At 59.4% G+C, this 26,130-nt stretch carries 24 protein-coding genes and 1 tRNA gene; 19 read left to right on the forward strand and 6 right to left on the reverse strand.

The features are described 5' to 3' along the window. Nucleotides 1-37: 37 nt before the first annotated feature. From H9L17_RS09525 to H9L17_RS09595, 15 genes are all read left to right on the forward strand, one after another. Complete coding sequence (locus H9L17_RS09525) at nucleotides 38-679, forward strand: TnsA endonuclease N-terminal domain-containing protein (protein ID WP_187569236.1); 642 nt, start codon at nucleotides 38-40, stop codon at nucleotides 677-679. Next, nucleotides 667-2,721 (forward strand): Mu transposase C-terminal domain-containing protein, encoded by a 2,055-nt coding sequence (locus H9L17_RS09530; RefSeq protein WP_187569237.1) that lies wholly within the window; start codon nucleotides 667-669, stop codon nucleotides 2,719-2,721. Before H9L17_RS09525 ends, H9L17_RS09530 begins: the two co-directional genes overlap by 13 nt. Next, nucleotides 2,718-3,806, forward strand: coding sequence for a TniB family NTP-binding protein (locus H9L17_RS09535; protein ID WP_187569238.1), 1,089 nt, complete (start codon nucleotides 2,718-2,720; stop codon nucleotides 3,804-3,806). The genes H9L17_RS09530 and H9L17_RS09535 overlap by 4 nt, the downstream gene beginning before the upstream one ends. After that, a complete protein-coding gene (locus H9L17_RS09540; protein ID WP_187569239.1) occupies nucleotides 3,806-5,275 on the forward strand; it encodes a TniQ family protein in 1,470 nt (489 codons plus the stop codon). Before H9L17_RS09535 ends, H9L17_RS09540 begins: the two co-directional genes overlap by 1 nt. A gap of 328 nt (nucleotides 5,276-5,603) precedes the next feature. Beyond that, a tRNA-Ile gene (locus H9L17_RS09545) sits at nucleotides 5,604-5,706 on the forward strand. Between the two features lie 20 nt (nucleotides 5,707-5,726). Continuing rightward, the gene (locus tag H9L17_RS09550; RefSeq protein ID WP_187569240.1) at nucleotides 5,727-6,221 is read left to right on the forward strand and encodes a hypothetical protein; all 495 of its coding nucleotides are present in this window, start codon (nucleotides 5,727-5,729) and stop codon (nucleotides 6,219-6,221) included. 34 nt (nucleotides 6,222-6,255) lie between these two features. Next, nucleotides 6,256-6,744: a hypothetical protein gene (locus H9L17_RS09555; protein ID WP_187569241.1), complete on the forward strand. Its 489-nt coding sequence runs from the start codon at nucleotides 6,256-6,258 to the stop codon at nucleotides 6,742-6,744. A 10-nt stretch (nucleotides 6,745-6,754) separates the two neighbouring features. After that, nucleotides 6,755-7,276, forward strand: coding sequence for an HAD domain-containing protein (locus tag H9L17_RS09560; protein WP_187569242.1), 522 nt, complete (start codon nucleotides 6,755-6,757; stop codon nucleotides 7,274-7,276). A 59-nt stretch (nucleotides 7,277-7,335) separates the two neighbouring features. Beyond that, on the forward strand, nucleotides 7,336-7,692 hold the full coding sequence (locus H9L17_RS09565; protein ID WP_187569243.1) for a metallophosphoesterase family protein: 357 nt from the start codon (nucleotides 7,336-7,338) through the stop codon (nucleotides 7,690-7,692). A 277-nt stretch (nucleotides 7,693-7,969) separates the two neighbouring features. Continuing rightward, a complete protein-coding gene (locus tag H9L17_RS09570; protein WP_187569244.1) occupies nucleotides 7,970-9,124 on the forward strand; it encodes a DNA cytosine methyltransferase in 1,155 nt (384 codons plus the stop codon). A gap of 305 nt (nucleotides 9,125-9,429) precedes the next feature. Continuing rightward, on the forward strand, nucleotides 9,430-10,311 hold the full coding sequence (locus tag H9L17_RS09575) for a hypothetical protein (protein ID WP_187569245.1): 882 nt from the start codon (nucleotides 9,430-9,432) through the stop codon (nucleotides 10,309-10,311). Nucleotides 10,312-10,399: 88 nt separating this feature from the next. After that, nucleotides 10,400-14,023: an ORC-CDC6 family AAA ATPase gene (locus tag H9L17_RS09580; RefSeq protein ID WP_187569246.1), complete on the forward strand. Its 3,624-nt coding sequence runs from the start codon at nucleotides 10,400-10,402 to the stop codon at nucleotides 14,021-14,023. 19 nt (nucleotides 14,024-14,042) lie between these two features. Next, on the forward strand, nucleotides 14,043-16,940 hold the full coding sequence (locus tag H9L17_RS09585; protein ID WP_223158042.1) for an ATP-dependent helicase: 2,898 nt from the start codon (nucleotides 14,043-14,045) through the stop codon (nucleotides 16,938-16,940). A gap of 140 nt (nucleotides 16,941-17,080) precedes the next feature. After that, nucleotides 17,081-17,275, forward strand: a complete 195-nt coding sequence (locus tag H9L17_RS09590) for a hypothetical protein (RefSeq protein WP_187569247.1) — start codon at nucleotides 17,081-17,083, stop codon at nucleotides 17,273-17,275. Nucleotides 17,276-17,620: 345 nt separating this feature from the next. Beyond that, on the forward strand, nucleotides 17,621-18,226 hold the full coding sequence (locus tag H9L17_RS09595) for a hypothetical protein (protein WP_187569248.1): 606 nt from the start codon (nucleotides 17,621-17,623) through the stop codon (nucleotides 18,224-18,226). Between the two features lie 228 nt (nucleotides 18,227-18,454). Here H9L17_RS09595 and H9L17_RS09600 read toward each other — a convergent pair whose 3' ends face one another. Continuing rightward, nucleotides 18,455-19,150: a hypothetical protein gene (locus H9L17_RS09600; RefSeq protein WP_187569249.1), complete on the reverse strand. Its 696-nt coding sequence runs from the start codon at nucleotides 19,148-19,150 to the stop codon at nucleotides 18,455-18,457. Nucleotides 19,151-19,401: 251 nt separating this feature from the next. On the opposite strand from H9L17_RS09600, the gene H9L17_RS09605 reads away from it, so the two are divergent. Beyond that, nucleotides 19,402-19,755: an FKBP-type peptidyl-prolyl cis-trans isomerase gene (locus tag H9L17_RS09605; protein WP_187569250.1), complete on the forward strand. Its 354-nt coding sequence runs from the start codon at nucleotides 19,402-19,404 to the stop codon at nucleotides 19,753-19,755. Between the two features lie 143 nt (nucleotides 19,756-19,898). Here H9L17_RS09605 and H9L17_RS09610 read toward each other — a convergent pair whose 3' ends face one another. The 3 genes from H9L17_RS09610 to H9L17_RS09620 form a co-directional block, all read right to left on the reverse strand. Continuing rightward, entirely contained in the window at nucleotides 19,899-20,108 is a 210-nt protein-coding gene (locus H9L17_RS09610; RefSeq protein ID WP_187569251.1) for a cold-shock protein, read from the reverse strand. A gap of 353 nt (nucleotides 20,109-20,461) precedes the next feature. Beyond that, nucleotides 20,462-21,121, reverse strand: a complete 660-nt coding sequence (locus H9L17_RS09615) for a phytanoyl-CoA dioxygenase family protein (RefSeq protein WP_187569252.1) — start codon at nucleotides 21,119-21,121, stop codon at nucleotides 20,462-20,464. A 205-nt stretch (nucleotides 21,122-21,326) separates the two neighbouring features. Beyond that, nucleotides 21,327-21,623, reverse strand: coding sequence for a hypothetical protein (locus tag H9L17_RS09620; protein WP_187569253.1), 297 nt, complete (start codon nucleotides 21,621-21,623; stop codon nucleotides 21,327-21,329). A 178-nt stretch (nucleotides 21,624-21,801) separates the two neighbouring features. On the opposite strand from H9L17_RS09620, the gene H9L17_RS09625 reads away from it, so the two are divergent. Further along, nucleotides 21,802-22,173: a hypothetical protein gene (locus H9L17_RS09625; RefSeq protein ID WP_187569254.1), complete on the forward strand. Its 372-nt coding sequence runs from the start codon at nucleotides 21,802-21,804 to the stop codon at nucleotides 22,171-22,173. Between the two features lie 154 nt (nucleotides 22,174-22,327). Then, nucleotides 22,328-23,428, forward strand: a complete 1,101-nt coding sequence (locus tag H9L17_RS09630) for a M28 family peptidase (protein WP_223158043.1) — start codon at nucleotides 22,328-22,330, stop codon at nucleotides 23,426-23,428. A gap of 226 nt (nucleotides 23,429-23,654) precedes the next feature. On the opposite strand, the gene H9L17_RS09635 is transcribed toward H9L17_RS09630, so the two are convergent. Then, nucleotides 23,655-24,164: a lipocalin family protein gene (locus tag H9L17_RS09635; RefSeq protein WP_187569255.1), complete on the reverse strand. Its 510-nt coding sequence runs from the start codon at nucleotides 24,162-24,164 to the stop codon at nucleotides 23,655-23,657. A 109-nt stretch (nucleotides 24,165-24,273) separates the two neighbouring features. Next, entirely contained in the window at nucleotides 24,274-25,293 is a 1,020-nt protein-coding gene (gene ltaE / locus H9L17_RS09640; RefSeq protein WP_187569256.1) for a low-specificity L-threonine aldolase, read from the reverse strand. Nucleotides 25,294-25,557: 264 nt separating this feature from the next. Here ltaE and H9L17_RS09645 point away from each other — a divergent pair, with 264 nt between their 5' ends. Further along, entirely contained in the window at nucleotides 25,558-25,908 is a 351-nt protein-coding gene (locus H9L17_RS09645) for an EF-hand domain-containing protein (RefSeq protein ID WP_187569257.1), read from the forward strand. Nucleotides 25,909-26,130: the final 222 nt, after the last annotated feature.

Raw genomic sequence — 26,130 nt, forward strand, 5'->3', positions numbered from 1 at the left:
AGTCCAGTTCGACTGGCCCAAGCCCGGTCAAGTCCGCATGCGCCGCCTCGTGCATCGCGGAGCGCCTCGGCCCGCTTCGAAACTGGCCTCGCTCAAGCTCAAGCGAACGGTTCAGTGTGAGTCGCGACTGGAGGTCGAGGTTGCGATGCTGTTGGACGCCTCCCCGGGCGTCACTCACTTTGCGGAGCAGCCCGCGACTCTCTATTTCCTCGACAACCCCGGGCCGCGGCTCCATGTCCCTGATTTCCTGGTGCAGGCTGACGCCAGTCGCGAATTCATTGAGGTCAAGTTCGAGACCGACATCGACGATGAGATTCGGTCGAGGACGGCACGCCTTACTACGCTGCTGAAATCGTACGGCTGGCGCTATCGGCTGGTGACGGAGTCTGACGTTCGCACGGGCTATGCGTTGGAAAGCGCCGAGAAGCTGCTGCGCCGCGGCAGGCAGCGCCCGCCCGAGCATTGGTCGCTTGCGACCTTTGAGCGGATTCGCATGTCGGAGGCGATCACCCTCGGTGCGTTCGGCTGGGACGATCCTGGCAGCCCCGAAATCGCGTGGCTCTGCCACGAGATCCTCGCTGGCACGATCCAGGTCGACCGAACCCGCAAGCTTGGCCCCGAAAGCCAACTCTACGTGGAGCGCAATGACCTCAAAGGAGGCTTGCCATGGCTGGTGTAATCCAAGTGGGGCAGCATTTCTCGTTGGAGGGACATGCGTCACGGATCATGCGTGCGATTGGTACCTCGGAGTGGTTTGTGGAGAACCTCTCGAACGGGCGAATCTGGGAGACGACCACCGACGAGTTGCTCGCCAAATGGCAAGCCGGGGAATTGCAGTTTCCCGGCGGTGCTGGGAACGCGATTCCCAGCGCCGCCGAGCAGACCGCCTTCAAGGCGGCGGCCGTCGATGCCTTCATGCAGTCGTACCCGGCACCCATCATCGAGCGGGCGAAGGCCAAGTTGGCATTCGTCAAGCGATTGAAAGATTTGCCGATGACGGCCTGCACGATCACACCGCTCATCCAGGAAATCTGGTCAAACAAAGCCTTGTGGAAAGGCCAGTGCCTGTTTGCCAAGGTGCCCCATTTCACCACTGTGGCCAAATGGGTGTGCGCCTATCGCAATGCAGGCGACGACATTCGTGCTTTGGCTGATCGACACCACAACAAGGGCAATGGCAATGCCCGCTACAGCAATGAAGTGTCGGATCTGGCCGACGACATCATCAACACGCTGTACCTAACGCTCGAGCGGCGCAGTATCGCCGATTGCCTAGAAACCCTGCGAGGCCGGGTCGCTAAGCTCAACCAGGCGCGGTTGCCGTCAGAGCAGTTGGCCCGGCCTCGGTACAAGTACCTGAAGCGGAAGATCAAAGCGCTGCCGGCCTACGACGTGTGCGTGGCCCGCTATGGCAAGCGTATCGCCGATATCCGGTTTCGGGCGGCGGGAAACGGAGTGTTTGCCGAAACGCCGTTGGCACGCGCCGCGATCGACCATTGCCGGCTGGATCTGATCGTAGTCGATGACGAAACGGGTTTGCCGTTAGGACGCCCTTGGCTGACTCTGGTGCTAGACGAGTACAGCCGGTATGCCTTGGGCTACTACATTGGTTTCGAAGATCCCAGTTCAGTCAGCATTGCGCGCGCCTTACGCAACGCGATCATGCCTAAGGCCGATCTCCTCAAGCGCCATCCAAAGATCATTAGTAGCTGGGATGCATGGGGAACCGTGCATACGCTCGTCGCGGACAATGGTGTGGAATTCCATGGCACGGCCGTCGAAATGGCGATGGATGCCTTTGGCATGGTCGTACAGTTCTGCCCTCGCCGAAAGCCTTGGTACAAAGGCAAAATCGAGCGCTTTTTCGGTACGCTCAATACCGGGCTGTTGGCAGGCATCCCAGGTCGGACGTTCTTGAACGTGCTGGAGAAGGCCGACTACGAGCCGCTTAAGCATGCCGTGGTGGGTCTGGCCACGTTGCGTGAGGTCGTGCTGACGTGGGTCGTGGACGTGTATCACCAAGCGCCACATCGGGCCTTGGGGAGGCCCCCGGGCGAGGCTTGGGCCGAGGCCATCTCGCGGACTGATCGCTGGTTGCCCAGTTCGTCCGCTGTCTTCGATTCCGCGTTCAGCCGTCGCGACGTTCGTGTGTTGAGCCATAAGGGAATCGAGTTCGACGGGCTGCTCTACAACTCGGACGACATGCGCTTGCTCCGGGAGCAGCACGGCATGACTCTCAAGGTCGAAATACGCGTAATGGACGAGGATCTCGGCTATCTGTTCGTAGTGGCCCCCGATGGGCGCACGGTGATCAAGGTGCCCGCGTTGGATCAGGCCTATGCCCAAGGGATGACGCGCTGGCAGCACAAGGTGTGCCGTCGGTACCAGCGACGCATGCTGGACGATGAGCAGCGCGACATCTCGCTCACGGGTGCCAAGGAGCGCATCCGGCAGTTGATTCGCGACGATGCCAAACGCGGCAAGCGCACCACGCGCAAAAAGCAGTCCCGCTTCACGGAAGAGGCCGACGGGACGGTGCAGCTCGCCGCCTTTGCCTCGCCGCCGGCGACGAGTGCGCCGGATCCGGCTGCCGTCGCTCAGCAGACCGGCGTCGACATCCATGCCGAGTCTGCTCCTTATTCCCACACCCCGCCCGAGCAGGACACCGTCCCGATGCTCGCCAGTCGCCGGGTGTCTACCCCACTCGAGGTGTGCGCATGAACGTCGAAGTCAATGAACTGATGAAATACCTCAACCTGGTCAAGTCCATTCGGATCGACCATCTCGCGTACACGTCCATCCTGGATGCGCTGGAGGGGGCGCTTCTTTCGGTGGGGAAGACAGCGACACCGGAATGCGTGCATATCGCCGGCGGCTATCGCACCGGCAAATCCTGCGTGATCGATGATTTCATGTCCCGGTATCCGCCGGAACGGCTGGCCGAAGGGGTTCGGCGGTCGATTGTGCAAGCCACGATCCCCTACAACGGCACTGTCAAGGCGTTGGTCGAGGCGCTCTTGCGGGCGTTCGGCGACCCGCATTGGGCACGGGGCAGTGAGTCCAATCAGACCGCGAGGTTGCTGGATTTCCTCGAAAAAACCCGTTGCAAAATGATCATCCTGGATGAGTTCCAGCACCTGTGCGACAAGGGTCAGCAGAAACGGCTGGATCACACCACCGACTGGCTGAAAACCCTTATCGAGAAAAAGCCTTGGGCCTTGGTCGTGGCGGGCCTTCCCGAATCTTGTGCGATCATCAACCGCAATGGCCAGTTGCAAGGTCGCTTTGATCACAGTCTGGTCATGCCCTTGTTCGATTGGACAGTGGCCAGCGACCGGACCCAGTTCCGTTCGATCGTGCGCTCATTCGTGGCCGAGATGCACCCCTTTGAGTTGCCGGACTTGGGAGGCGAGGAACTCGCCTTCCGCACCTATCTTGCGACCAGCGGGCGCGTCGGCCTGTTCGCCAAACTGATGGATCGCGCGGTGCGTCACGCCATCCAGGGCAGGACTACTAAGATCCAGCTGACGGACCTGGCCGATGCCTATACCCGGGCGATCTGGTTCGCGTCGACCTTCCCACTCAAGGGCGGCCCCTTTCTATGTGACTTGCCGCAGGAGCGCAACGACTTGCTCGTTCGGGCGCTCGGCATGGCCAGCGACGCCAGTGCCTATCGGGAAGGCAATGGGCAGATCCACCTGCATGGGGTTGAGCCGAAAGCCTCTGTAGGCGCCAAGACGCCCCGTCAAACGAGTACGCGCAGCAAGGTGGCCAAGGACAAGGAAGACCTTCGGAGGACGTTCTGATGCTGATCCTGACGCCAAAGCCGCATCCTACCGAATGCATTTCCGGCTATCTGTATCAACTTAGCAAGGCCAACCGTTATGACAGGCCGTCCTGGATCATCGAACCGTACAGGAATGGCTACCACGCCGATGATTACCGACGGATCACCCCCACCGTCATGCAGGAGATCGCCAACCTTACGGTAGATGAGGCCCGCCGCGTATGTGTGCGCCCTGATCGGGTGGGTGATCGAACCACCTTGCGGCTTGTGGGAACAGAGTTGCATGCGTCTTATGTCGACATGCGATCGTTCCGCATTTGCCCGCACTGTGTAGCGCAACAGGATCGCCATGAAGCTTTCTGGCATCTGCGTCTCGTGGAGTGGTGCCCGATTCACCAAGTTCGGCTTCTCACTCACTGTCAGGTATGCGGTCATCAGCTTCGTTGGAATAGGCCCGGAATCGGTCGCTGTAGTTGCGGTGCCGATCTGACGGTGCAAGCATCGCCAGAGCGATGCGAAAGTAGGCTTTCTGGGTTGCTACTCGTGTTCAGACGGGCGCTTTATGGCAGTGAATATGTCGATACACGTGTTCCAGATGAAATGTCTCATCTCTTGCACATCGATTTGTATCGCTTGACGCGTATGGTCGAGGTTCTTGGCAATACCTTTTACTGGCAGCGTAGGCGCAACAAAAAGGAGATGCTGCTTTCGGTCAGCCTCGAAGAGCGAAAAGTGAAAATAGATCTTCTTGAAGTTGCCAAAATTCTGGTGCCATGGCCCATAAGCTTCCGGGAGGCTCTCCGCACGTATTTTGACAAGCAGCTTTCTGACGCAGACGCTAGGAAAAGCTTCCGATTTGCGTTTCCATGGCTTGAATTCGCGCTTGGTAGGAATTTGCGGGAGCATGCCGAGCAATTGGCTTTTTTGCGCGAAGAGGCAGCCCGTTTTGGTGCTACGTATTGGACGCGGAATCAGTTGAAGCGAGGTGCTGGAGCACGGATCACTGGGGAGAACTATCGCTGGGGATCAGTGCCAGACGCAGCAGAAGTGATGGGGGTCGATCCAAGAACGTTGTTGAAACGAATTCGCGAGGGAGTTGTGCCTGTCAAGGAGTCAGCGATATATCGAAGAAGTCGGAACTACAAAGTGGACCTTAAGTGGGCTAAGGATCAGAAGTGTTCGGCGCATCCGGAAGTAAAAATTCGATCGGCTTCCGCAATGCTTGGCCTATCGCCTGATTTTTTCTCGATACTCCTAGCGGAGCAGTTCTATCGGCCGATGCTGTTGACTCGGAGACAAGGGCATTTTGCGATCGAAGACATCAGGAGATTCAAAGGACAGCTGGATGCCGTGGTGGCTCGCTATTCAATAGATGGTGAGCTTGGTGGGGTTATTTTTCACGGGAGAAGGTTAGACAAGATTCGCTCTTCAAAAGAGCGTGCCCGCGCGCTGCATGTGCTGGCCGCGAGTGAAGGACTTGCAACTTAAACTATAGGTCGGGATGAGTGGGAACTACCCGTAAAATCTTGTCGCCGCAGGGAGCGGCTTGCTCGCGTGCTGCCGAGATCCTTGGTGACCTAGTGACAGATCGGATTAACTCTAGACAGGCGGCATTAGGATGGCAGTACGGCTTCGTCTCATGCGATGTCATCTTCTAGTGCCTCATATCGCCGCTACGGAGTGCATATAGCAAGGATCCAAACGATCTTAGCTTCTTGGCTACAGTTGCCTCTCTTCGATTTTGTGGTACAAAGACTCCATGTCCACGTTTTCCGGCTACCGTCGAATACCGCGCTGATCGATCTCTCCGATCAGCGCCCTCGTAGCTTACGTTGGTCAAAGCGCTGGCCTTATAAGCCAGTGAAAGCACGTGCCAGATAAGCGCGGCAACGTCGGTTCGATTCCGACCGAGGGCACCACTCCATCAAGGATGTGTGCCGTGCGCCTCTATCTCGACACTGAATGGGCCGATCCAGAGGCCACGCAATTGGTGAGCCTCGCGTTGGTCGATTCGACCAATCGCTACAACTACTACTGCGAAATCGATCCGCTGCCACAGCAGCCAACCGAGTTCGTGCGCGACAGGGTCTATCCGCTGTTGCAGCGCGGCCTTTGGGCCAAAGACCAACGGAAATTCTGCTTGAGCCTGCGCAATTTCCTAGATCGGTTGAAGGGTTCGCCGCGATTGATCCTGGCCGACCATCCGACAGATTTTTCACTGCTGCGTTTTGCGCTGGCCGGCTTCGGATCCAATGTCCCGGGGCCGGTTCCCGAGTGGACGCCGATCGAAGTCACCCAGGGCGACGTGCTTGGCCACCGAGAGCTGTATTTCGATCGTCATCCCGAGGCGCGGGCCAGACGCCACCACGCGAGCGTCGATGCTGAGGCGCTGCGCTGGGCGTTTGAGTACGTGATCGAAGGAACAATGCGATGAGTGATGTTCGCTGCTCATCCTCAGGCAATCAGCTGTGACCCGCCTTTTCCTCGACTGCGAATGGGCAGGCACGCTCGATAGCGAGCTGGTGAGTCTTGCTTTGGTCGATGAAGCTGGCCGGCACCGATCCTATTCCGAAGTAAACCCGCTACCAAAGCAACCAACGGAGTGGGTTCGCGCCGTCGTTTATCCGCTGCTGGAACACGGCTATGCCGCCCACCAGAAGGTTGATTTCACCCTTGCCCTGCGCACGTTCCTGGCGCAGTTCGAGGATCCGTTCGTGCTGTTCGACTGTCGATCAGATGGTGTCCTATTCGGCGACGCCCTATGTGGCTTCGACTTGCCTGACACGGTGCTGGCGAGGCTGCCACCGCCACCGCGAGTCAGTCAGACTTCGATCGCGCGCGATGACGTGCGGGGGGCATCGAACAGTATTTCCGCGAGCATCCCGAGCATGCTGGCCACCAGCGCCATGCAGGCGTCGATGCTGAGGCCTTGCGATGGTCATTTGCGGCCGTGCTGAGCAAGACGCCATGACCGGCAATCTCACCCTGTTCCTCGACTTCGACGGCGTACTGCATCCGCTGTGGGAGCCGGCGCCGTATAACGACTGGACCTTGGAGCGGATCCGCGGCCCGAAGGCCTACGCCGGCCCGTTTTTCGTTCACGCGCCGATTCTGGTTGAGCTGTTGACCGGGTATCTGTCGCACATCGACATCGTCATTTCCTCCACATGGGGCCGCAAGCGCGACCTCGCAACGCTGCAGGGGCTTTTACCGCCGCCCCTCGCCGCACGGGTCACAGATGCGGTCCACCATCGCTTGCCGCTGCTGGGAGCGATCGGCCAAGGAAAGGGCTTCATCTCACGCTGGGCCGAAATTGCCTGGTATCGCGAGCACATCCGCCCAAGCATCGGTAATCGCTGGGTGGCGATCGATGACGACGACAGCGGCTGGCCAGCCCATGCCGCGGTCCATCTGGCTCATTGCAACCGGGATCTCGGCGATCCAGTTTCGCAGCGCGTCGTCAAGGAGGCATTGGCGTGCGCTTGTTGATCCTTTCCGACCTGCACCGGGAGGTCTGGTATCGCTCGTAGGCCTGCTACGAGGGCATGGTGGATCCGTGCCCGCAGATCGACCTGGCCGTTTCGCAGCCGGATGTCGTAATCCTCGCCAGCGACATCGACGTGGGCGCCCGGGCCGTCGAATGGGTGGATCAAGCCTTTCCTGATTTTCCCGTTGTCTATGTGCACGGCAACCACAAAGGCTACGGCGACAACATCGACGAAGTGCAGCAAGGGATCGCCGAGGCCTGCGCGGCGACCGGGCACGTGCACTACCTTGATCGCCGCGAGCTGGTGATCGGTGGCGTGTGCTTCCTGGGCGCCACGCTGTGGGCGGACTTCCAGCTCTACGGCAAGGGATCATCGGTGCTCGCCAAGTACGATGCTGAGCAGCTCAGATTTTCATAGACACCTACGTGCCGCCTAGCGCGTAGCGCTTTTCGTACTCTACCGGTGACAGATCACCAGCGGAACCGTGGCGTCTCAGACTCATGGTGCCCCGTGGGGTGTCGCCTCGACCTGGGTAGGCACCACGCTTCCCCCTTGATCAATTGGGCGTGGATGGTTAAATTGCAGATGACTAAATGGCGCTCCGGCGCAAGGTAAGCTATTGCCGGTCGAAAAGCATGAGTCGGCCAGGATGAACGATGAGCGTGTCCTAATAAAACGGCAATCGAGTACCTCAATGACACGCGCGCAAAGGAAAAAGGACAACGACAAGCGGGCCTATACGGCGGTCGATTTGTTCAGTGGCTGCGGCGGGCTGAGTGAAGGTTTGCGGAATGCAGGATTCAGAGTAAAGGCCGCGGTCGAGATCGAGCCTAAGGCGCAGCGGACGTACCGTCTTAATCACCGCTCGGTTCGGCTGTATGAGCAAGACATCAGGAAACTTCCCGCGAAACTTGTTCTCCAGGAGACTGGACTAGAACCGGGCGAATTGGATCTGCTGGCTGGCTGTCCTCCGTGTCAAGGCTTTTCGCGTTTGCGTACTCGAAACCAAAAGACCTCCGTCAATGATCCTAGGAATGACTTAGTTCACGATTTCCTGCGTTTCGTGCGGGTACTTCGGCCGAAGACGATCATGCTGGAGAACGTTCCAGCCCTGGCGGATGACCGTAGGTTCAAGAGCCTATGCAAAAATCTGTCGAGGCTGAAGTATGAGTTCGTAGTTCATGTTCTGAATGCCGCCGACTACGGCGTTCCACAGCGCCGTAAACGGCTCATATTGCTGGGTTCTAGAGTGCATAGCCCAGCCGTTGCAGAAAAAATCGAGCGCAGAGTCACCGTGCGGGACGTGCTTGCCAGCATAGAACGTCCATCCAAGACGAAAGACACATTGCATGCGGTTCCGGAGAGTAGAACGCCCGCCGTACGCGAAATCATCAAGCTGATTCCGCGGAATGGGGGAAGTCGCTCGGATCTCCCTCTCGTGTATCAGCTGGATTGCCATCAGCGAAACGACGGATTTCGCGACGTGTATGGACGTATGGCTTGGGATGACGTATCTCCGACCATCACCAGCGGTTGTATCAACCCGTCAAAAGGCAGGTTCTTACATCCCTCTCAGAATCGAACAATCACATTGCGTGAGGCGGCTCTGTTACAAGGGTTTCCGCGAGATTATAGGTTTGAAGTGTCCCACGGCAAGGAGGCTATAGCGCTAATGATCGGCAATGCGCTACCTCCCCCTTTCATCAAGGCGCATGCACAATCACTTCGTAATGGTATCCAGATGGCAGAGAGGGCCGAGAAAAAGCCCACCAGCAAGCGGCAAGCCTTAAACCTAAGCGGACACTTGGGATGTGACCACCGTCCTAACGGTAGTCGCCGAACAGCATGATCGATGGTTCCGCCAGCGATAGCGACATAGTACGGTTTTTGGGCGACATCAAGAACAATTCTCCGATGGATGCGGCAGTGGCCGCACGATTAGCCATCGCACTCGCTGATTCTGGCCAAAGGTTTCATTCGGGATCAAATAGGGTAGCGGACGTTGCCTCCACCGGCGGGCCGACGTCGTTGTCGACTTTGTTGTGCCCACTTTTTCTACGGGCCGCAGACTGCGTAGTCGTCAAGCTCGGAGTGCCGGGTAGGCCGGCAGGAGGGATCGATTGTTTGGCGCAGCTTCCGGGGTATAGGACCGCATTGGCCACGAAGGCTTTGGAGGCAATACTACAGAGATGCGGGTATGCACACTTCCTTGCTTCGGATCAGTATGCCCCCTTAGATGCCAGGATGTTCCGGCTTCGCCAGCAACATGGCTATCAGGAAGTCGCAACTTTAGTAGCAGCAAGCTTGCTGTCCAAGAAACTGGCAGTTGGCGTTAGGTATGCTGGGCTGGATATCCGAGTAGCACCGCACGGCAACTTTGGTCGCACGTGGGAGGAAGCCCGCGCTAACGCAACCTTGTTCGCGAGTGCGGCAGACGCGCTTGGTATCGATGCTCGTCCGGTGTTGACCAAGGCTTCCTATCCGTATCAACCCTACATTGGCAGGAAAGAGTCGCTGGCAGCCCTCTGGCTCTTGTTCGAATCAAGAGCGGGGCTTTGGCTATCAAGCCATCTCGAACTTTGCCGTGAATTAGCCTTGGCTTGCGTTCCTATCGACAGCAGGGACGCGATCATGCATGTCGATGTGGAATCATTGCGGGACATTTTCTACGCGAACCTAGAGGCGCAAGGAGCGTCCCCAGACGATTTCGTCCGAATAAGCGAGGCAACCTTGCATGCGCACGTCGAAACGCTGTACGCCCCTTCGGACGGGTTCGTAAGTTATGCCGTAGCGGATATCAGGCGGCTCATTGTAGAGGTGCAACGCGCGGCCGCGCCCGAAGCCTTTTTCGCTGATCCGGTAGGGATGGTGCTACTACGCCAACCCGGCGAATGGGTTCGGTGCGGCGATCCAATCGCCACTTTGCGTGTTGAGCGACCGGTCTCCGGAGAGGACGTGGTCGCGTTCCAGGCCTTTGTCACAATCCAAGCATACCCGGAGGGGCCGGGGTTCGAGGCGGTGAAACCGAATGGGTAAGTATTGTTGCTTCTGTTGTCCGTTGCCCGATTACGCCGACAAGCGGCTCGAGCAGCCATGCCCAGAGTGTGGACGGGAATACGGATTCATGCTTTCCAATCCTCCCGATTTGATAAATGACTACAAGATCATAGGTGCACTCGGCCGGGGGTTCTACGGCGCGGCTTACGTGGCGGAATGGGGGCCTTTCAAGAAGAAATTCGTCCTGAAGATATCGCCTATCGCTTTCTATAACGGCCTCAAGAAAACATCGTTTGAGGATGAAACACAACTACATAATCAGTTGGCCTCTACCGCTGAACATGTTGTTGGCATCATCAATCGATTCGATGCATCGGTTATTTTCACGGACGATGTAGGGACGAGAATCGATTGCCATGTAATGGTTCTCGATTTTATCGACGGCGACCCCTTGGATGACTATCTCGACGGGAAGGTGGAACTAGACGTAAGGACTGTATGCCAGATTGCGATAGACCTACTGCGAATGAGGTCGGAGTTTGAGGCGCATCGACTAAATCACAACGATCTACATGCAAACAATCTGATCGTCGAGCGACTCGATTCGAAATCACGACGAGTGAATGTAATCGCCGAATCTATTCGCGTGATGGCGATCGACTTGGGCAGCATATCGGAGGACAGCAAAAGCACCGACCAGCGACACGGCGATCTATATTTCATCGCACAGCACGTAGATACGCTGTTAAATCGATTGCTATCAGATCTATTCGGCCTGGAAGACCGGGACTATCGTGTTGCGCTCGCATTACAAGGCATAGTGAAGGGATATCTTTCGGCGCCACAGAATGCCCGCCAACCCGCCTGCGAAGATCTCGTTAAGCAGATAACCAGCGCCTACGACCGTGCGACCCAGCCGTGGCGTCCGTGGGCCACTCCTCTGCAGCTAGCAGGATTCGCTGACCACTATAACGCGCAGACGTTGGTTTCATGGGACGTGCCGCGACTGTTGGTTGATCCGGAAGGGCAATGGCTTAACGAAGTGACACGACCGGGCCCGCAGATCATTACCGGCATGCGCGGTTGCGGAAAAACGATGCTTCTACGTGGATTGGATTTCCACGCACGAGCCGCGAAGGAGAGCGATGGCGAGCAGTCATCTGAAACTCTAGAGCGGCTCAAGAACGATGGATATATAGGGCTGTTCGTATCGGCCCAACGTTTACTAGATCTGCGAGATTCGGTATCCAAGATCGAGCATAGACTCACCAGGCTATTCGCCAATTACGCGTTACAGGCTTCAAGAGCGTTATTGCATCTGTATGATCTTGATCCATCCGCTGTCGCCGCAAGTGCGCACCTCACGCTGGCTAATGCGGTAGCTGACTATCTTCAGGGAGCGGATGATCTCAGGGGCGTCACGTCTATTGATGAGTTGGAGCTTCGCCTCAATAAGATCGCGGTTCTGACGTCGAAGGTAGGATCAGGTTACTCGGTCGAACAGGCGCCAGCACAGGCCTTTCCACATCTAGCCGAACAGCTTCGTCTATGCTCGTCCACTTGGAGTTCTTCGCAGGTATTCTTCCTGCTCGATGACGTATCCACTCGCTATATAGAAGTGGAGCGAGTAGAGGAGCTCCTGTCGGCATTGTTGTTCCAAAATACAACTTGTGCTTTCAAGTTCACCTCGGAATGGCAGACGATTGAGTTGGGGCTTTACTCGCCTGGTCGAGTACATCCTATTCGTATTGATCGCGACGTCTCTGTGTTCGACCTTGGGCCACTAGTACATCAGACGATAAACGGTACGGGAAAGGGAAAGGGTACGGATTTCGTATCGCAAATCCTGTTGCAACGAGCACGATTCCACGTTGCCCATCCGGCGTTCTCCCCCAAAGAGCTTTTGGGCGACGTCACACTCGAACAGGTCGCACGTGAGATTGCTTCATCGAACATAACTTCCAAAGATAGGAAGCAGGCATACAGAGGACTTTCCTGCCTGACAAATGTCTGCGTGGGCGATATAGGTGACGTTATTAGGCTCTATGAAGAGATCGTCAAACGTGCATCTTCGGGAAGAACGAGAATAACCGCTCCGATCGCATCCAACATGCAGTCGGAATGTTTTCAAGAGCTTAGCTCGCAAAGGCTATATGAGCTAAATCGTCGGGCGGGCATATACAAGGATCACGCGCTCACTTTCGCCGAAGCTGCGAACGAGTTGCTCGTTCGTTCGTATCGAAAAGGCAAGAAGCGCAAAGATGGGGCGCCAGCTCGTCTCAGGCAGTATTCTTCCATCTACGTGCGCGTGACGTCGGACGACAAGCAAAAGCTAAAGCAACAGATTGATCAGTTGCGAGATCTCATCGACGCCGGGGTCTTCGTGTATACGGGTGGATCGGCCCGGACGAAGACTAAAGATTCGAATCCGATCCAACAATTCAAGCTCAGTTACCGCAAAATTTGTGGCCTGGCTGCCTGCATCGGGCTGGCGGATCGCGACAGGTTCGAGTTGTCCGGAGCCGACCTCGAGCAATGGCTGAATAATCCGGACAAAGAGATCCTACTTAAAAACCTATCCGAGAGTGAGGAAGACGTTGCCAATGTCGATGGGGCGAACTCTGGCATGGACATTACTTTCGATGCAGGAAGCTCGGCGCTAACGAGTACTCCTTCTCAATCCGAATTGTTCGAGAAGGAGTTGGATGTCGAGTTGAGCGCCGAGGGCACTTCGGAAGCTAAGGTCTTGGCTGAGGGCATAAACATCCAGATATCCGAATTGTCGTTGGCTCAACTAGAAGAGGTTCGAGTCGGTGCCATATTGTCGGGCCTTGGGTTCGAAGAAAGAACGTTAGAGTCGAACCGAGCTTTCTCGCTTAATTCGTCGCCAGAAGTAGTGCATCTGATCAAGTACGACGAGCCAGGGTATTCACAGGAAATACTCGATATCTGGGGGTCGACGGATGCGCGAATCATCGTGCACGATTACCCCATGCTGCCAGCGCAGATTTCTAGCGTCGACGGACTCGTTCTGGTAGATGTATCGGGGCTATCAAAGCCGATGATATTCAATGCAGTTAGACGCGAACTGATTGAGAAGGGACGGGTGCTGATCGGGCATGTAGGTGCTGAGTTCCATTATCCGCTCGATGAAGACTTGAAGGATCTACTTGCCGCCGAGCGTGCCAACGATCCACTACGTTTGCTGGAGAGCTTGGCCGGAGTGCTGAAAGGGGAGGTGGGGCCTTATACGTCTATCAGAATGTTGGAAGAGGACGTTGATCAATCTCGAAGTAGGGCTCTGATTGCATTCGCTTCCGCAAAGCACGAGAGACTCTTTTCTCTTATGGATCGACGAGAGTTCGATCTGGTGGACGTTATGGCGCCAAACGACGATGGGGCGAGATCGAAGGTGGCGAATTACGCCGCTCAGTTCTTGTGCAAGGACTATCAGAACGCCAATGTTGAGCGTGTAGACACCAACGACTTGGTCTCGCTTGTTGACCGATTGGATCAACGCTATCTTGAGCTTTACGTGGATGGTGGTGCGAATGTCGAACTCGGACTAACCGGGTCGAAGGCACAAGCCGTAGCTGCGGCCGTTCTCGCCGCACATCGCAAGATCGCGCAGGCTTGGTATCTGAAGCCGGCCAAGTTCGATGTGTCTAGATTTTCGAAAGGAGTCGGTGCGATTCGAATCTTCGATGTGAAATTAAGGCATCAGACCGAATCGATCCGGAATCCGCGCTAGCCATAAGGAGTACGTCATCGTGCCAGATATCAGTCCCATTCTCCGCCGCGAACTTCGGTCCCCACAGGCAGATGCCGCGTTGGACGATCGACGTGAGGTGCTATGTATCGCGTGCGCTGGCTCGGGGAAATCGCAAACTTTAGCGTATCGGGTGGCCAGGCTCGTCGCCAGTGGCGTTGATCCGGAGTCCATCGTCGTATTTACATTTACGGAGAAAGCTGCCGAAAGCATAAAGAACAGAACAGCCCAAGTTCTGGTGACGACTGGGCAGAGCGCGAATCTGCTCGGCAAGATGTTCATCGGAACCATTCACGGCTTCTGTCAGAATGTGCTCGGAGATGCGGATGCACGCTATCGTCAATACGACGTTCTTGATGGCAACAGATTCAAGTTGTTCCTGATCTCTCGTTACCCCAGGCTCGCGATAGGTCCTTTGAGGCGGAGGAACAACGATCGGTACTTCGACACCCTCAAGTCGATCCAGTACGCATGGAATGTACTACGGGACGAGGGTGTGACGATCGAGCAGGTGGCGCAGCTGGATCCCGAGTTGGCCGAATCCTTGAGTGCGATCGAGCAAGAGATGGAGCGCGATCAGTTCATCGATTTCGCGTCGATGATAAGGCTGGTGGTGGATAAAGCTAGGAACGATGCCCGGGTAATTGCCCGGTTAACGCGCATACGTCACCTTCTGGTCGATGAGTATCAGGACGTTTCCGGTTCTCAAGAAGACTTGATCGCGACGATACACCGACTGGGTAGTTCGATCTTTGTAGTCGGCGACGATGATCAGTCTATCTATGGCTGGCGCGGTGCCATTGTACAAAACATCTTGGAATTCGAGACGCGCTATCCCAATGCCGGCAGGCATACGCTGGACGAGAACTTCCGAAGCACTAGGGCCATCGTCGAGACTTCGGACGCCTTCGCCAGAGCCGAGCTTGGTGCTTCTCGACTGGATAAGGCGCCACGCCATGTCCACGATCTTCTGCCGCGTCAGGTTGGCGTCATGTTCTTCGATCAACGAGGGCAGGAAGCGGATTGGGTCGCCGATCGGATACATAGATTGATGGGGACTACGTTCGCCGAACGTGACGGAACCCAGCGCGGGCTGACGCCCGCTGATTTTGCAATCCTTATGCGTTCAACAAAGACAGCTGAACAATCCGGTGTTCCTCGTCATGTAGCTTTCTCGGAAGCTCTCGCGACGCGAGGCATAAAGTACACGCTGAGCGCCGGGGGGAATGCATTTGAAAGACCGATTCCCCGTGGGCTGCGGGAGCTGTTCCGATCTTTCGAAAATGGGAATCCGACTCGTGCGGAAGCCATTGAACTGCTCCGGGTGCATCTGATCGGAAGTTTTCCGTATGCTAATGAAGCGCGGTTCCTCGAAGTTATCACTAGATGGGGGCGTGACATACATCGGCCGCACGACGCGGTGCGCGTGCGGCTGTATCCGCAGAAATTGCTCTTGGATGTGCTGGAGGCACTTGATCTTCCCGCTGCGAACCTTAGCGCCGAAGACTTGCGTGACATCGGACTCTTCAGTCGAATTCTCCAGGATGTTGAAGGTGTGTTCCTGAGTGTGGATAGCGCGGATCGTTTCCGCTCCATCGTTCGCTTCATGGAAAATGTGGCGGAAGACGGTTACGACACGTCGACGGACGACGTCGTCGCCAAGCCGGATGCGGTGACCATCAGCACCGTGCATCAAGTGAAGGGGCTAGAGTTTCCGGTAGTTTTCGTGGTGGACGTGGTGCCAGGGCGCTTTCCGGGTAAACGCTCCAGTTACGATGGCTGGATTCCGGAAGAGCTGATCGGCAATTCTGTCGGACGTGGAGCCTACATCGGAACATCTGAGGCAGAGGCTAGGCTTTTTTACACAGCCATGACGAGGGCGGAGCGCTTTTTGTATGTGACGGGGTGCGAATCACTGCCAGGAGGAAAGCGGAGAAATAGGCAGTCGGTGTTCGCCGCGAGGCTGGGACACGATGAGCTGACTAGAGATTCCGCACTAGAACCCGAGGCGCTGACTCAATCTCCTCCACGGGCAAGAGTCGATAGCAGCATGCTGCCTACGTCATATAGCGACGTTAAATATTACTTGCGCTGTCCGGCGGACTATCGATTCCGAAAGGGATATGGGTTCAGTCCACCCGTGCCAGAACTCTTCGGATATGGTCGCGTGGTTCATGTCGCAATTGAGAAGCTGCATGAAATCTACTTTGGCCATGCACCGACACGCGAGGAGGCTGCAGAGATTGCGGCTGCGAACTTCCATTTGAAGCATATCGCGCCGAGTCGCGATCCAGATACACGCCCCGGTGCCTACGAGAACGCGAAAAGTCGCGCGCAGGAGATCGCGGCTGAGTATGTTGATAGTTATGCGAATGATTTTTCGCATAGGCGCCAAGTTGAGGTGCGCTTTGAGTTGACGGCGCAGGGGTGCTTGATAACTGGCGCGATCGATTTGCTTATGCGTTATTCGGATCATGGACAGATTCTGGAAGCTCAGGTAATCGACTTCAAGACTATGGAAGGCGGAGAAGACGTACTTGCCAACAGGGATCTGGAATGGACCGAGATGGCATTGCAGGTACAGCTCTATGCCAAGGCCGCTCGGGAGGTTCTTGGCGAGGATGCGGCAACGGGATCGATTCACCTGTTGAAAGACAACCAACGGGTCGAAGTTCCGATCGATGAACATTCGGTTGATAACGCGATCGCCAACGTAGAGTGGGCGGTGGCCGGCATACTTGCGAATGATTTTCCAATGCGACCGGAGCGACGAAAATGCGAGGAATGCGATTTCAAGCAAATTTGTGCGCGAAGACCCCAGGATTTCAGGCCTGATATGGTTCTGCCGCCATCGATCTCGACTCCGGCCGGCCAAATGGCGGCACAGTCGCTGCGTTAAGGGGGGCGCCGTGTCGAACTCGCGACGGACACTGTAATGATCGAAATTCGTAGCAGAATAGTAGTGGAGGTCTGCACGCGCGACGCCAAGCCGAAGCGCCAAGCTAGTTCGTTGATGCACTGTCTGACATTTGTAGCCGAATGAAAATGAAGATCCCAACGCTCAGCGAACTGGTGAAAAACGGGATTCCCGAAGACTTCATTGAGCTGGGAAACGCCGGGTTGCCTTTCACAAACCGAGTCTTCAAAAGTGAGGATTTCGGGATGCCGCCTCGGATCACGCGAGAATCCGAAGACGTGGGCTTGAGTGGCTACAGATCATTGCCTGAGCAGTGAGCGGCTCTGGATATGTTGTGACCCGCGTCGAAGCGCTCAATTCGATATCTATAAGCTATTGAAATATAAAAGAAAATTGCGAATTTGGCGGAAATAGCGCCTTTAAGGTGCTAACTCGTAAGGAAATAGCGGCTTCAGGGTGCCAACTGCTAGCACGAAAGGGTGCTAGATGATGGCAAAGCCCCTGTGCATGCTGGGTCGTAGGTAGCGCCTTCTCGGCAAACCCACAGATAGGGAGAGGGCCCGTCCAGCTTCGCATGGAGTTGAAGTGTCCACTAGTCGTCAGCTCGCAAATCAGGCACGTTCCGCTCTCATCTATTCGGCACCAACGAACCGAGGTTCACCATGAAGAAGCTCCTTCCTGCCATCACCGCTTTCGCACTGCTGCTTGGCATGGGGCAGGCTGCGGCTATCGACGAACCCGCGAATGAAACTCCCGCAGCTGCTCGGCCGGTTCTCGAGCTGAAGGGAATCACTCTCGGCGCAGACTGGGAAGCCGTAAAGGCGGGCCTGACCAATCCCGACTGCGATTCCTACGCTGACGGGACAGCTGAGCAATGCCTGGTGCAGCACACGACCTTCGGCGGCTATCCAGCCGAGCTGCTGGTTCGCGCACTGGATGGCAAGGTGGTGTACGTGTCCGCGACCCGCATGACCCAGGAGGATGCCTTCAGCGCTGCCGATGCGTTGAAGATGAAGTACGGGCAGCCGGACTTCTATAACGAGGTCAGGGTGACCATCGTCCGCCCGAAGCGTGATCGCTCCATCGTTTTCCGGCGTCCGGTCTGGAAGACGGCGGACGGCAAGCAGGCAATCCTCGTTGTGCCGGCCGCGTACACCGACAGCAGCAATTTCACCTACGCTGCGGTGCAGCTCTTCGACCAGCATCTGCACAATGACGTCTGGCAGGCGAAGAGGGATGGCAAATCCCTCGCTACCAACGACCTCTGATTGCTGCAGCCGTCAGATCCCCGAGAGGCCGGCCTTGCCGGCCTCTCGTTTGTCTGGAAGCTACAGGGGTGCCGGCGATGAAAAAAAGGTGTCAGGGACAATTTCGAACAAGAAAGGTGTCGCAGAAAAGGTGTCAGGGACAATTTTTGAGATTCGGTCGTCCCAACGCAAAGGCCCCATCACGCCGCCGAGCGGCGCGCGGCGTGATCGCCTTCGGTGAACGGCGCCTCATGTTTTTTCAATTCTTGGCCAGCGCCGGATAACGCCCTCTTGGCTGACATCCAAGGCGGCCTCTTTCGCGCGGCCAATTACTGTCACTTCCCTAAATTTCGAATCAACTAAGTTTCTTAGCGTGTCTTCCCGCAATTGATTTCGGTAGTCATCAAATATTTTTAACATTAAGCGGAAGTGAGGCTCTACCTCGCGCGCGATGTTCGACCCGAGTGAGACGATGCGCGGGCTGGTTGGATCAATGCCGATCTCGAGGTAGTTTCTGGGCTCCCGATATGGCAGGCCTATCGTTACTTGTTTGCCTTCACCCAGTGCGTCGTCGTGAGCGATCATCTTGTCTCGAAGTGTGATCAGATAGTGGTGCCGGTTGAGCATCTCGCCGTCAGCATTCGAGCGCACAAATTCCTTCGCATTGAATAGTTGTCTGGCGTTGTTTGGCTTGAAGGGTTTGCTATATGAGATCACGGCACTGATCCAGAGGCTTTGCTCTAGCAGGGGGTGCGTCCGGTCTAGATCAGTCCTGCAACACTCTTCCACCATCTCATGAGCTGTACGAAGATCGCGGGTCGCAAAAACTACTTCGTGATATTTCTGGACTGAACGCGATGTGACCTCGTAGAGGCCAGCTTCACTGATCGTATAAGTGCCAGATTCGTCAAATACGGTGCGAGGAGAGCGGGCGCGGTCAAGCATACGTTCCTCCAGAGGACATCAAAGACGGGAAAGGGTTGGACCGCCCCGCATTCCACAGACAGGTAGTCAGAATACAGACCTGCCGGTTTGAAAAAAGGTGTCTGAAAAAAGGTGTCAGGGACAATTTCGAAAGGTGGGCTAGTCCCGCCATTTCCGAAAATAGGGGTCAAAGTCGGCTTTACTCTAACGATGTGAGCAAAGTGGCGCCGCTACACTGCGAACCCGATCCTGCTTCCCACAAAGGAACATCCGTGACTCTGACCACCACGCCCTCCGGCCTGCAATTCGAAGACACCACCGTCGGCTCCGGCGCCGAAGCCAAGCCCGGCCGCAACGTCACCGTGCACTACACCGGCTGGCTGTACGAGAACGGCGAGCAGGGCGCCAAGTTCGATTCCAGCAAGGATCGCGGCGAGCCCTTCATCTTTCCGCTCGGCGCCGGCATGGTCATCAAGGGCTGGGACGAGGGCGTGCAGGGCATGAAGGAGGGCGGCACGCGCACGCTGATCATCCCGGCCAGCCTGGGCTACGGCGCGCGCGGCGCCGGCGGCGTCATTCCGCCCAACGCGACGCTGAAGTTCGAGGTCGAACTGCTGGGGGCCTGAGCCCTGAAGGTACGGCTCGGCATCGATGTTCCCGAAAGGCGCGGCAACGCGCCTTTCGTGTTTTTTGGGAGCACAAAAAACCCCGCGCGTTGCCGCACGGGGTCTGGTTGCAACGATGCGGCGTCGGCCGCGTCGGGCGAGGCTTACTCGGCCTGCACTTCCTCGGCCTGCAGGCCCTTCTGGCCCTGCGCGACCTTGAACGAAACGCGCTGGCCTTCCTGCAGGGACTTGAAGCCGCTGCCCTGAATGGAGCGGAAGTGCACGAACAGGTCGGCGCCGCTTTCCGGGGTGATGAAGCCGAAGCCCTTGGCGTCGTTGAACCACTTCACGGTGCCGCTTTGACGATCAGACATGGTGTTACTCCTTGGAACAGTTGGGGAAACCCGGACGCGCAGCGCGCCGTCGGGACTGTATCGAGCAAGGGGTAACGCGAAGCGATGAGGCGGATCGTCGGAGGGTCGCGATGGACCCGATAGCCGGTTGACCTACAGCACCGGAGTCACGATGTACCGTGATCCCGCCTTGAACAGTGCCGCCACGATACAGCAACTTGCCCGACGAGGCGGCACTGGCGGCCCGATCCGTTCAGGAACGGAAAGCGGCGGCAGCGGGCGAGTGGGTTTCTCTCGATGGAGCGGGCATGTCCGCTTCGTCATGTGTTGGGCATTCGGCCGGTCGAAGCGACGCGCTCCGTTCGGTCGCCGCCTCAAGGATCGAATCGCCCGCTCGTATCCATCCGCACGCCGCGCAATCCTGCGCTCCTGAGGTGCGCGGCGTATAAAGGTTCGGCGCGATAGCCGATCAAAAGCGAACGGCGGCGAGCGCCGCTGACGTTGCGGCTGGCGGCGTGCAGGAGATCGGCGTCGAAGACCAGAATGTCGCCGGCCCGGCCTTCGGGTTGCAGCGCTCGGGATTCGTCGGCGGGATCGGAAGGCGACGTCGAGCCGGCAACGGGGCGATGGGTGCCGGGGACGAACCGGGTGGCGCCGTTGCCGGGGCCGTAGTCGTCGAGAAAGACCAGCGCGTTCACCGTATCGCCGGGGCGCTCCGCCGAGAAGTCGCGATGCAAGCCTTGATGGCCGCCGCCCGGCAGCGGCTCGCGGCCTTCGACCTGCGCGAGGAAGTAGCGCTCGCCGATCAGCGCGCCGACCGCGGCCAGCAGCGCGGGCAAGCGGCAAACCGCCTGCACGGTCGGGTCGAGGTCGAGCAGCGAATGCCGCCAGTCCGGACCGCGCGGCGTGGGCCATCGGTCGGAAGGCAGAACGCCCGTGTCGAAGGCGATGCGCAGCGCTTCCAGCCAATCGGCCGGAATGGCCTGGCGGAGCAGGGCATAGCCGTCGCGATGGAGAGTGTCGCGATCGATCATGGGGTCGATGGTCCGCGCGGATCAGACGTCGATGATCGACCAGGACGATGCCGGGGACAATCGTGGCGCGAAGCGCGCGGTTCTGCACGCTTGGCTGGGCCAGCGGCGTCCTCGTATTCCCGATGCACCTGCTCGCTGCGCAGCGGATGACTCAGGTCGTCCAGGTCGCAACTTGCGCCGTTCGCTTGCGCGGCGGCAAAACGCGTCAGGCTTGCGCGTGGTCTTCGGCTTCTTCATCCACGGCAGGCAACGCAGGGAATTGGCCGGTGATCCGCGCGCCCGGCATCATGCCCCAGCGGATGCCCATGCGGCGCAGGCGCGCTTCCACGCTGCCCAGCGACGCCGCCGGCGTGACCGCCAGGATGGCATCGTGGCGTTCGGCCCAAGCGGTGGCCAGCGCGAAGACGTCGCCGGCGCGCGCTTGCAGCGCCGGCATGTCCGATTCCAGCGCCGCGAGTTCGGCGTCCACCTGCGAGTCGTCGATGAAGGCGCTGTGATCCATGGGCGGGTTCCGTGGAACGGGTAGCGCCACGTTCCGGCAGGCGATGTGGAACCGGCGTGAGCGTCGGGCGCGATTCGCGGCGCCAGCCTGAACGCTTCGTATCTGCGGCACGCGTGTTTCACCGACCGATCACGACGGCGCCGGTATCCGTGGCCCTCCATCCCCAAGGAGCAATGCCATGCGTCAATGGATTCTCGCGGCCGGTCTTGCGCTGTGCGCGTTTGCGGCCCAAGCCGATGGCCTGGAAAACAAGTGGCGGCTGGAAGTCAGCGGCAACGCCAAGACCGCCGGCCAGATCGTGGTGCAGGTGTCGCCGGAGAAGGGCGAACCGATCCGCGCGACCGCGCAGATCCCCGCCGGCACGGCGGAGAACGACGTGGCCCGCAACGTCAGCACGGCGCTGCAGATGGCGGCCAGCGGCCACTACAGCGTGGAGGTGGACGACGGCGAAGACGTGCTGGTGAAGAAGAAGGACGGCGAGCGCGACTTCGCGGTGACCGTGGTGGAAAACACGGTGCAGGGCGTGACCGTCAACGTGGACACGGAATAAGCCGGGCATCCGCGTTCGCGCGATGCGTTCGGGAAGGCGGAGCCGGCGGGCTCCGCCTTCCTTTTTGCATGGGCCGCCAGCGTCTTGCCGAGATGCATGGCCCCGCCGCCCAGACGGTAGACTCCCGGGCTGATTCCCTCAGCGAGAAGACTTCATGTCGGCGTTCCGAACCCTGCGTGTCGCGATGGTGGCCACCCTGTTCGCGGCGGCGGCCGCGCATGCCGGCGAGCCGAGCCTGCCGCCCGAGCAGTCGCAGCTGCTTTCCAGCATTTCCGCCGCCGCGATGCGCGGGCACCTGTCCTTCCTGGCGTCGGATGCGCTGGAAGGGCGCGGCACGCCGTCGCGCGGGCTGGACATCGCCGCCGAATACATCGCCTCGCAGTTCCGCGCCGCGGGGCTGGAGCCGCTGGGCGACGACGGCTACTTCCAGACCGCGGACTGGCGGAAAATCGCGCCCAAGCGCGAAATCGCCAAGTACGCCGATGCGCCGGCGCCGCTGCTGGTGCGCAACGTGGTGGGCCTGCTGCGCGGCTCCGATCCGGAACTCGCCAAGACCTACGTGCTGGTCACCGCGCACTACGACCACGTCGGCATCCGCGAGGGCAAGGGCGACGATCCGATCTACAACGGCGCCAACGACGACGGCAGCGGCACGGTGTCGGTGATCGAACTGGCCCGCGCGTTCGCGGCGCAGAAGCAGCGGCCGAAGCGCAGCATCGTGTTCATGACGGTGTTCGGCGAGGAGCACGGCCTGGTGGGGTCGCGCTACTACGGCAAGCATCCGCTGGTGCCGGTGGCCGACACCGTGGCCGACATCAACCTGGAGCAGATCGGCCGCACCGACGACAGCGAGGGGCCGCAGGTGCGCGCCGCCGCCATCACCGGCGCCGATTATTCGGAAGTGGGCGACGTGCTGCGCAAGGCCGGCGAGTCGACCGGCATCCGCATCACCAGGCATCCGGTGAACAGCGACCGCTATTTCGGCGCCAGCGACAATCAGGCGCTGGCCGACCTGGGCGTGCCCGCGCACACCATCAGCGTGGCCTACGAGTTCCCGGACTACCACGGCCCCGCCGACACCTGGGACAAGATCGACTACGACAACATGGCGGCGATCGACCGCACCGTGGCGCTGGCGATCCTGACCATCGCCAACGACCCGCAGGCGCCGCGCTGGAACGCCGCCAATCCGAAGGCCGCGAAGTACGTGGAAGCGGCGCGGGTGCTGCAGGCCGGCAAGCAGGAAGCGAAGTAGGCGTCACGCGATTGCATGCGCCCGCCGGATGGCGGGCTGCGATGCGGGAGGGATCGAGCGACATTGGGCGTTCGCCTGTTTTGTCGGGGATCGACCACCGCACAGGCTGCGAAAGTCGCGGATGCAGGCGAGCGCGATGCCGCAGTGCCGGAAGGTGCACGCGCCGTCCTTGGGCGGCGCGTGCATGTGGATAGGGCACGGCGACTAACCGCGCCTCTCTGTCAGATCAGCCGCGCTGCTCGCTCTCCCGATGCACCTGCCCGCTCTGCTGCGGATGGATCAGGTCGTCGAGCTCGTAGCCTTGCGCGCGGGCGGCCTCCAGCCACATCGCCTTGACGGTGGCGTCCATCTGCGGCTGGCGATGCAGCAGCCACAGGTACTTCCGATCCGGGTCGCCGACCAGCGCGGTCTGGTAGTCGGCGTCCAGGCGCAGGATCCAGTAATCGCCCTTGGTGAACGGAATCCAGCGCAGGCCTTCCGGCAGGAAGGTCACTTCCAGCTTGCCGTGGGTGTCGTCGGTCGGCTTGGCCTGGCCCTCGGCGATTTCCACCTTGCCTTCCTCGTTGATGCAGGCGTTGACCACGCGCACCGCGCCGGAGTCGTCCAGCGAATAGGTGGCGGTGATGTCGCGCGCGGTCTTGTCCTCGTGGCGCATCGGCTTGCGCGCGATCTCGTACCACGTACCGAGGTAGCGCTGCAGGTCGACGTGGGGAACGGTGGTGGGGGCGTGCGTCATCGTGGGATCCGGCGTTTGGGGGAAGCCGGAGGATGGCGGCGCGCGGGCATTCGCTGTGTGAAGGACGGCGGCGAGCGCCGCGACGGACGCATCGCCGCTCGGCGCGGATTCAGCTCGCGGCGAAGAACCGCGCGAACGCGGCGATCGTGCGGTCGATGCCGGCGTCGTCCACGTCCAGATGCGTCACCAGCCGCAGCGTCGGCAGGTAGCCGATGCTGATGCGGATGCCGGCCTCGCGCAGATGCGCGTCGAGCGCGCGCAGGCGTTCGGTCGGCACGTCGATGAAGACCATGTTGGTGTGCCGGCCGAGCAGGGCGATGCCGTCGATGGTGCCCAGCCCTTCGGCGAGCCGGATCGCGCGCGCGTGGTCGTCGGCCAGCCGTTCGACGTGGTGGTCGAGCGCGTGCAGGCAGGCCGCCGCCAGCATGCCGGCCTGGCGCCAGCCGCCGCCGCAGACCTTGCGCCAGCGCCGCGCCTTGTCGATCAGTGATTGCGGGCCGACCAGCACCGAGCCGACCGGCGCGCCGAGGCCCTTCGACAGGCAGACCGAGACGGTGTCGAAATGCCGCGCGATCTCCCGCGCCGGCACGCCGCAGGCCACCGCCGCGTTGAACAGGCGCGCGCCGTCGAGATGGAAGCCGAGCCCGTGCGCACGCGCGAATTCGCCCGCATCGCGCAGGTAGTCCAGCGGCAGCGTGCGGCCGTGCCAGGTGTTCTCCAGCGCCAGCAGCCGGGTGCGCGCGAAGTGCGGATCGTCCGGCTTGATTGCCGCGGCGACGCGCTCCAGCGGCAGCGAGCCGTCCTCGGCCTGCACGATGGGCTGCGGCTGGATCGAGCCCAGCACCGCCGCGCCGCCGCCCTCGAACTTGTAGGTGTGCGCGTCCATGCCGACGATGTATTCGTCGCCGCGCTCGCAGTGCGCCAGCAGCGCGAGCAGGTTGGACTGGGTGCCGCTGGGCACGAACAGGCCGGCCTCGAAACCCAGGTCGTCGGCCAACCGCCGCTGCAATGCGTTGACGGTGGGGTCTTCGCCGTAGACGTCGTCGCCGACCGCCGCGTCGAGCATCGCAGCCCGCATCGCCGCGGTCGGTTGCGTCACCGTGTCGCTGCGCAGATCGACCTGCTTCATCTCCACTCCTCGCCCATGCGTCGGGAGGCAACTTTACTTCGGAAGAAGCGCGCGACGCCGTGCCTTGAGACTGCGGATGGAGCCATCGCGTGAATGCGACGCGCGATTAGCGCGGTTCGCAAATCCTGTGGTTAAGCGCGCGTCGATGTTCAGTTTCGGCGGCGGTGCACGTTCAGACCGCGCCCGTAAGGTGCGGGTTGCCGGTTGCGTAGTGCGCAGCGGCAACCGATCCGTTTTGATCCCCCGCAGAACGAGGAAACCAACATGAGCAAGATTCGCACCCCCCTGATCCTGTCCACTGCGCTGGCAGCGGCCTTCGCCGCATCCGGCGCCTTCGCCCAGGACGCCGGCGCGCAGCAGCAGACGCCGCCGCCGCAGGAAACCACCCAGACGCCGCCGCCCGCGCAGACCGGCGAACCGGCCAAGAAGAGCTGGGGCGAGCTGGACGCCGACGGCAACGGCAGCCTGAGCATCAGCGAAGCCGGCGCGCTGGACAGCCTGGCCAAGGTGTTCCCGCAGGCCGATGCCGACGGCAACGGCGAGCTGACCCAAGACGAGTACAAGGCGTGGTTGGCCAACAACGGCAGCGGCAGCAAGGACGTTCCGAAGAAGTAATCCGGACGACGGCACGGCCTGCTGATATCTCCCCCACGAGACAACAACGGCACGCAAGGATGCGTCGAGCAGGACGCGTTGTGGCAAGAAGGGCGGCGCAAGCCGCCCTTCGTTTTGCGCGGGAACGGCGCGCGTGATGCATCGTGCATCGGCGCGCTGATGCGCCAGCCATCATCAAGCGCATCGCGCGCCGCCTCGGGCCGATCTACGTGCCGCGCATCG

It is taken from the genome of Thermomonas brevis, from assembly GCF_014395425.1.
Lineage (GTDB): Bacteria > Pseudomonadota > Gammaproteobacteria > Xanthomonadales > Xanthomonadaceae > Thermomonas > Thermomonas brevis.